Annotated in this window: 7 protein-coding genes and 1 pseudogene; 5 read left to right on the forward strand and 3 right to left on the reverse strand. The window is 60.1% G+C overall.

All coding sequences use genetic code 11. The annotated features are described in order from the left end of the window. Positions 1-1,022, reverse strand: a 1,022-nt coding sequence (locus ACFFII_RS03620; RefSeq protein WP_377697538.1) for a M10 family metallopeptidase, incomplete at its 3' end; no start/stop codon positions are given. A 176-nt stretch (positions 1,023-1,198) separates the two neighbouring features. On the opposite strand from ACFFII_RS03620, the pseudogene ACFFII_RS03625 reads away from it, so the two are divergent. Next, a pseudogene (locus ACFFII_RS03625) lies at positions 1,199-1,510 on the forward strand (integrase core domain-containing protein); the annotation flags it as partial. A 113-nt stretch (positions 1,511-1,623) separates the two neighbouring features. Further along, positions 1,624-2,649, forward strand: a complete 1,026-nt coding sequence (locus tag ACFFII_RS03630; protein ID WP_377697539.1) for an IS110 family RNA-guided transposase — start codon at positions 1,624-1,626, stop codon at positions 2,647-2,649. Positions 2,650-3,010: 361 nt separating this feature from the next. Here the strand turns inward: ACFFII_RS03630 and ACFFII_RS03635 are convergent, their stop codons facing one another. Then, positions 3,011-3,367: a hypothetical protein gene (locus tag ACFFII_RS03635; protein ID WP_377697540.1), complete on the reverse strand. Its 357-nt coding sequence runs from the start codon at positions 3,365-3,367 to the stop codon at positions 3,011-3,013. Between the two features lies 1 nt (position 3,368). Then, positions 3,369-4,055 carry a ParA family protein gene (locus ACFFII_RS03640; protein WP_377697542.1) on the reverse strand — a complete coding sequence of 229 codons (687 nt, stop codon included), beginning with the start codon at positions 4,053-4,055 and terminating at the stop codon, positions 3,369-3,371. A 334-nt stretch (positions 4,056-4,389) separates the two neighbouring features. Between ACFFII_RS03640 and ACFFII_RS03645 the strand changes: the two genes are divergently transcribed. From ACFFII_RS03645 to ACFFII_RS03655, 3 genes are all read left to right on the forward strand, one after another. Then, positions 4,390-4,647, forward strand: coding sequence for a type II toxin-antitoxin system Phd/YefM family antitoxin (locus ACFFII_RS03645; protein ID WP_377697543.1), 258 nt, complete (start codon positions 4,390-4,392; stop codon positions 4,645-4,647). A 59-nt stretch (positions 4,648-4,706) separates the two neighbouring features. Then, complete coding sequence (locus tag ACFFII_RS03650; protein ID WP_377697544.1) at positions 4,707-5,087, forward strand: type II toxin-antitoxin system VapC family toxin; 381 nt, start codon at positions 4,707-4,709, stop codon at positions 5,085-5,087. Positions 5,088-5,388: 301 nt separating this feature from the next. Beyond that, positions 5,389-6,422: calcium-binding protein (locus ACFFII_RS03655; protein ID WP_377697545.1), on the forward strand; the 1,034-nt coding region annotated here is incomplete at its 3' end.

The raw sequence follows: 6,422 nt of genomic DNA on the forward strand, positions 1-6,422 counted from the left end.
AGCAGGTTTGTGCCGCTGGCATCGTTCAGCCGGTCGTTGCCCGCCCCGCCGTAAAGCGAGTCGTTCCCGGCCCCGCCGACAAGCTGGTCGTCTCCCGCTTCGCCCCATAGGCGGTCGTTGCCGTTTCCGCCGTTCAGGATGTCGTTGCCGCCCCGGCCATGCAGCACGTCATTGCCGCCATTCCCCACCAGCCGGTTGGCAGCCGCATTGCCGATGATCCTGTCGGCGCCGCTGCCGCCAGTTGCATTCTCAATCTGCGTGTCGGGGGCGATCTGCATGTTGCCGGTGGCGCCCGACACGCTGGAGATCGCGCCGGGGGCAAGATCGATCGTCTGGGCCGCCGTGCCGGACGCGAAGTTCACATGGTCGACCCCGCCCCTGTCCACGATCAAGAAGGTCACCCGCCCGCCCAAGGATGCCACCGCGTCCAGCGATCCGCCGGCATTCGAATTGACCCCGTAGGTAGTGTTGCCGGCATGGATCGTCGTTGGGCCATACATCTGCTTCAGCGCGAGGTAATCGGCCAGCATCGGCGTCAGCTGATAGGCCTTGGTCGCGTTCACCCAGGTGTTCTCGTCCTGGTCGAAATAGGACATCAGGCTGATCTGCCAGCTGTCATTGGCGATGGCCGACTGCGAGAACTCCTTGATCCGACCGTAGTCCTGAGGATGGCCCAGCCCCAGTGCGTGGAGCGTCTCGTGCATGTAGGTGCGGAAGGCGAAGCTGCCGTAGCTGTCGGTGTCGCTGACCCGGTCGTTGCCGATCCGCACCGTTGCGCTGTTGATGGTCGTCCCCGAGGCCGTGGTGCGCGTGTTCGCCCCGGTGCCATCGTTGCTGTAAGTGATCTTGGCCGCGCCTGATGTTTCGCGGAACCTCAGACCCGTTACCTCTCCGATCTCGCTCAGCGTGGCGCGGGCAAGCCATTTCTCCTGCCCGGTGAGGTCGGTGAGGTTGACGGTGATGGTACCATCGGAACCTGGACGCATTGTCCGGGTCATGCCGTCGCTATAAGACGTGGTCATCAGTCTTTGGGCATATTGCTGCGGGGTAAGAACCTGCATGGGCTGAATCCTTCCGGAAGGCCAATTAGCGCTAAGCATAAGGCAACTTATTACTCTGCTTTCAGTTGCATAAAAATAGAGTTGTTACCTTTAAGGTTGTTAATCGCGCCGGGTTTGCCGGAGGCTTCAACTCCTGCGGTATTGAGCCCTCGGTCGTGAGCCTCGGAGACAGCTACGAGTTCAAGCCGGTCCGCGGCAGCGGACTGGATGATCCAGTGGATCATCCAAAGGCGCAGAACGCATTGGCTGAGACGATCAACGGCCTCTTCAAGGCGGAGGTCATCCACCGGCGCAGGCCTTGGCGCAGCTTCGAGGCCGTCGAGTATGCCACGCTGGAGTGGGTGGACTGGTTCAACAACCGCCGTCTCTTCGAGCCGATCGGAAACATTCCACCAGCGGAAGCCGACGCCAACTTCTACGCGGCTCTGGAAGCTGAAACCATGGCCGCGCAACTGATCGAAATCAGCCTCCGGCAGACCCGATGGAGTGGATGCCCCCGCCCGGCGGCATCGCAACGTGCCAAGGTGGTTGTGTCCGCAGCCACATCGCAGGGGAGGCATCAATGGCACAGGCTACCATCATTGCCATCGATCTCGCCAAGAGGACGTTCCAACTCCACGGCGCCGCAGCGGACGGCGAGGTCGTCTTCCGCAAGAAGCTGTCGCGCGACAGGCTCCTGTCGTTTCTGGCCCAGCAACCTGCCGCAATCATTGCGATGGAGGCCTGCGCCAGCGCCCATCACTGGGGGCGCGAGATCATGAGCCTCGGCCACGAAGTGCGGCTGCTGCCGCCTATCTACGTGAAGCCTTTTGTCAAGCGCCAGAAGAACGATGCGGTCGATGCGGAGGCGATCGCCGAGGCAGCATCCCGCCCGACGATGCGCTTCGTGGCGGTCAAGAGCGCAGAGCAGCAGGGGAACGGGATGCTCTTCCGCACCCGCGATCTCTGGGTTCGGCAGCGTACTCAGACGATCAACGCCCTGCGCGGACATTTGGCGGAGTTCGGCATTGTAGCGCCAGCCGGCCATGCCCGCACGGATCGCCTCGCTCAAGCGATCCAGGAAGATGTCTCGGCCCTGCCGGAGACGGCGCGCAAGCTTGCCTCGATGCTGCTGAAGCAGTTCGACGAGTTGACCGAGCGGATCGCCACCCTGGAGAAGGAGATCCGCCAACGCGCGCCCAAGGACCCCGAGGTGGCGCGGTTGATGACGATCCCCGGCGTCGGCGCCATCTGCGCGACGGCCGTGAAGGCCTTCTGTCCCTCCCTGAACCTGTTCCGCAGCGGCCGTGACTTCGCCGCCTGGGTCGGGCTTACGCCGAAACAGAACTCGACGGGCGGCAAGACACGGCTCGGCCGGATCTCGAAGATGGGCCAACGCGACATCCGCCGATTGCTCATCATCGGAGCTTCGGCCGTCGTATGCTGGGCGGCGCGCAAAGGGGCACCCGGGGGATCATGGCTCAAGCGCATGATGGCGCGAAAGCCCCGCATGCTGGTTGTCGTGGCGCTGGCGAACAAGATGGCGCGGACGATCTGGGCGGTGTCCGTGCGCGAACAGAACTACCGGGTTCCGGCGATGGCGGCCTGACCACCGTCAGCTGCCGGACCGCCGGGAAGTGCAAGCAGGGCAAGAGAGGGGTAAGGGCTGCAGTCGAAGAGACGGGATCGCGCGAACCTGAACCGCACCGAGCGCCTTGAGCGCGCAAACCCGATAGGGACGCGATCCGCATATCTCCATACAGGCCCGCGGCGCATGAAGGCCGCATCATGAGGCCGGACACACGACCGCACCTCACTGCACAGCCCCGAGCCGCTCACATTCCGCTTGCATCATAGGGGGCATCCACACACGGCGCGGTTCAAATGAGATCACGCCGAACCATCCCGAGAAGCACTTCCTGAAGTTCTGTACCATATGGTACGCGAAGCGCTGGCGGCCCTGAGGCCATCTAGGAGCCGCCATACTCCTTTTCGAGCAAGGCGACGGCCTTTTCCAGGGTCTCGCCCAGTCCCCACCCTTGCTGGTCTGCAACGGCGCAGAAGGCCGCGATCGTATCAGGACGGGCTTTCAGGTTGAGCTGGGCATTGCGTCCGGTGCGCCGCCTGCGGGGTGCAGAACTCCCCTCCCCCGCCCTCTCGGCCGTCGGCGCTTCACGGCTCTTGAAACCGGATGCCTCGGCAACCATCCGGCTTGCTGCTTTCTCTGGCTTCTGCCGATCCGCCCTCTCTGTCGCTGGCTGCCACTCCGCCGGATTGAACTCATCAAGAGCGTTGGCAAAGCCCAGATCTGCGCGCTCCTTTGCCATGTCAGGCCACCTGGGCGGCCGTGCCGCCCTTCCTGAGCTTGCCGATCACTTCGCCCGCGAACTCTCGGGCATTCTCCCGTGCTCTCTGGATGTTGCTGACCTGGTCATCCCTGAGATCAGACAGCAGCCCACCATAATCGAAGATGTCCCGGTAAGCTGCCCGCTCCACGATCGAGGTCGAGAACACCTCGATACCGGCCTTGTCGAGCTGGTCCCGTACGTTCTTGAGCGCGCGCGAGGTGACAGCTGCACTTGTGCGGGTCAGCAGAACACTGTGCATGATGGGACGGCGCGTCAGGCGCTCCTGATTGCGGATGAGCCTGATCGTCTTGGCCGCACCCTTTGCATCCATTGAGGCTCCTTGCGTGGGGATCACGACGAGGTCGGACATGCCGATTGCATTGGCCACCATGAGACTGGCCGTTCCTTCGAGATCGACAATAACGAACTGCGACTTGGCGGCCGCCTGCTCGATCTGGTCAACGATCGAGTCCTCGGTTGCCTCGCTGATGATGGTGAGATTTTCTGGTTTTCCGTCCAGCCTGCCCCACTGAGAAATCCACTTCTCCGGATCAGCGTCGATGATGGTGATCTGTGCTCCCCGGCTTGCCAACTCGGAGGCGAGCAGAAGCGCAGAGGTGGTTTTGCCCGCTCCGCCTTTCGGGTTGGCAAACGAAATCGTCGGCATGAACAGCTCGCTCTATGAAGGTGGCAGGCGATTCCTGCACTCGAGAGGGTAGCCAATAGCTAGCAAGTATCCAACTATACTAACAAGCTAACAGATAGCTACCAAGTAGCAAAAATGTATGATAGCTGGTAGCTACTAGGTAACAAAATGTTATCAAACAGTAGCTATCAAGTAGCCCTTCTTTGTATCGAGGCGAGTTCTGCTTCTTCTGGGATCCCTTCATCTTCAAGGTCCATGCGCCAATCTGCGATCCTTGCATCCCACTTACATTCACCCTTGATACAGACCATACGATGGCCCATTTTTTTTGGTACATGCTTAAGGAATCTGGCCGATGCACATCCCCTTGTCGGACGCCAAGGCTCGCCTGACCGATCTCGTGCGCCAGGCGGAGGCAGGCGAGGAGGTCGTGCTCACCCGTCATGGCAAGCCAGCTGCGCGGATTGTGCCGATAGCCCCAGCTTTCACAGGAGCTGCACGAGCACGGCTCCTTGAAACCCTGCAACGTTCCGCTGCCCGAAACACAACCCGCGGTCCCGAGGCTGCGCGCAGCCAAGACTTTCTTTACGATAAAAACGGGCTGCCAGGTTGAGCGGGGCAGGGGAGGGGCCCGCTGCACCTGCCAGGCAAACTTTTGAAACTCCAAGTCCCGTGGTGCTCGATACATCGGCACTGATAGCGGTGCTCCTGAGCGAGCCTGTGGGCGCGGTCTGCGCTTCTATCCTGAAATCCGATGCGCGGCTCCTGATCTCTGCGGGCACGCTTGCCGAAGCTTTGATCGTTGCCGGCAATCGTGGAGTTCGAGAGGAGATGGCCATGCTCGTGGCGGAGGGTGGTGTAGAGGTCATACCCGTGAGCGCTGCCGCGGCTGCGCGCGTAGCCGAAGCCTACGCCACATGGGGCAAGGGCAAACATCCGGCAGGGCTCAACTTCGGTGATTGCTTTGCCTATGCGCTAGCACGAGAGACACGAAGCCCACTCCTCTACGTCGGTGATGACTTTTCCAAGACGGACGTAGTTTCGGCAGTCTAGCCGCTTGCCTGCACATTCTGGGCATGTCTCTGCCCGCCCTCTCGCAGGACCATCGACGCGCCCGATGGCCGCTGCTTGTCAGCGGAAGCTGATCAATCAGGCTTCTCGGAAGGTTTTCACCTCGAGGGCAGGGGATTGCATGGAACGTTAATCTACTTCAAAGAGAGCAGGTGTCACGAGTTAACGCGTTTTGGTAGAGTTATGATCATTACGTGCGCGGACTATCCTGACTCACTCATCGGCTGCCAGGCAGTAACCACAGAGTGTGATGTCCGTCACATGCAGCGCATGTCGAGGACAGATGAACCACTCTCTTCCCAGCATCACGGACCATCCTTCCGATAAGGGACGAACCTACATCATCAACTCGGCCGGAGCCGGCCCGGATATGGCCAGCGGTACGTCGGGGAACGACACCTTCCATGCCAAGACAAGTGGAAGAACCGAAGACCAGATCCATATCATGGCGGGCGACGGGGATGATATTCTGAATCTGAACCTGGATGTTCTTGGTCTGAAAACGATCCAACATGGTCATCATGTGTTTGGGGGAAAGGGAGCAGACAGGTTCGTCTTTCAGAATCTCGAGATGATGCGCGGAACAGTTGTCGGGCGGATTGACGATCTGACGTCCGAAGACAGTATCTTCATTGGCTCCCAACGGCTTGATCTTTCTCGTCCGCAGGCAATAAAGGGCTTCGATGTCCAAGTGATCCTGTATAATGGCCAACAGTGGCTGGAGATGAAGAACTCGATCGGCGGCCGGGCTCTCTACAATCTTGAGGGGGCGCGACAGAAGCTCCAGCCTGATGGAACCTGGGCTGATGAAGGGCACTTCCTTCACTGGAGTCATAGGCTTCCGGCCGTTCTGCCGGTCGTACGTTATGAAGATCCCATTAATTTCATTCCTGCTGCTCTGAGTGTCGATTTTCGTGCAAGCCATGATCTTTCAACCAAAGATGATCTTGCAACACCAGTATCTCAAAAAGGCACTGCCCAGAATGACCTTATTGTAACTCGTCGCGGAAACGATTGGATTTCCGGGGAGGCGGGCAACGACAGCATCGATGGCTTCATGGGCTCCGATACGATCTACGGAGGCAACGGGAACGATTTAATCGAAGGTGGAAAAGGATTGGACCGCCTCTGGGGGGAGGAGGGTCATGACATCCTCTCGGGAGGCACAGATGACGACACGCTGGTAGGTGGTGTTGGAAATGACATTCTGTTTGGTGGGAGCGAAAACGATGTTCTGATCGGTGATGCGGGCGACGACTCGCTTTACGGCGGGGCGGGCAACGACCGGCTGAACGATGCCAGCGGCACAAACCTGCT

The sequence above is a fragment of the Paracoccus niistensis genome (assembly GCF_042432925.1).
GTDB classification, from domain to species: domain Bacteria; phylum Pseudomonadota; class Alphaproteobacteria; order Rhodobacterales; family Rhodobacteraceae; genus Paracoccus; species Paracoccus niistensis.

Coding starts and splice junctions, on each gene's coding strand:
- ACFFII_RS03630 (WP_377697539.1), top strand. CDS start 1,624: ATGGCACAGGCTACCATCATTGCCATCGATCTCGCCAAGAGGACGTTC.
- ACFFII_RS03635 (WP_377697540.1), bottom strand. CDS start 3,367: ATGGCAAAGGAGCGCGCAGATCTGGGCTTTGCCAACGCTCTTGATGAG.
- ACFFII_RS03645 (WP_377697543.1), top strand. CDS start 4,390: ATGCACATCCCCTTGTCGGACGCCAAGGCTCGCCTGACCGATCTCGTG.
- ACFFII_RS03640 (WP_377697542.1), bottom strand. CDS start 4,055: ATGCCGACGATTTCGTTTGCCAACCCGAAAGGCGGAGCGGGCAAAACC.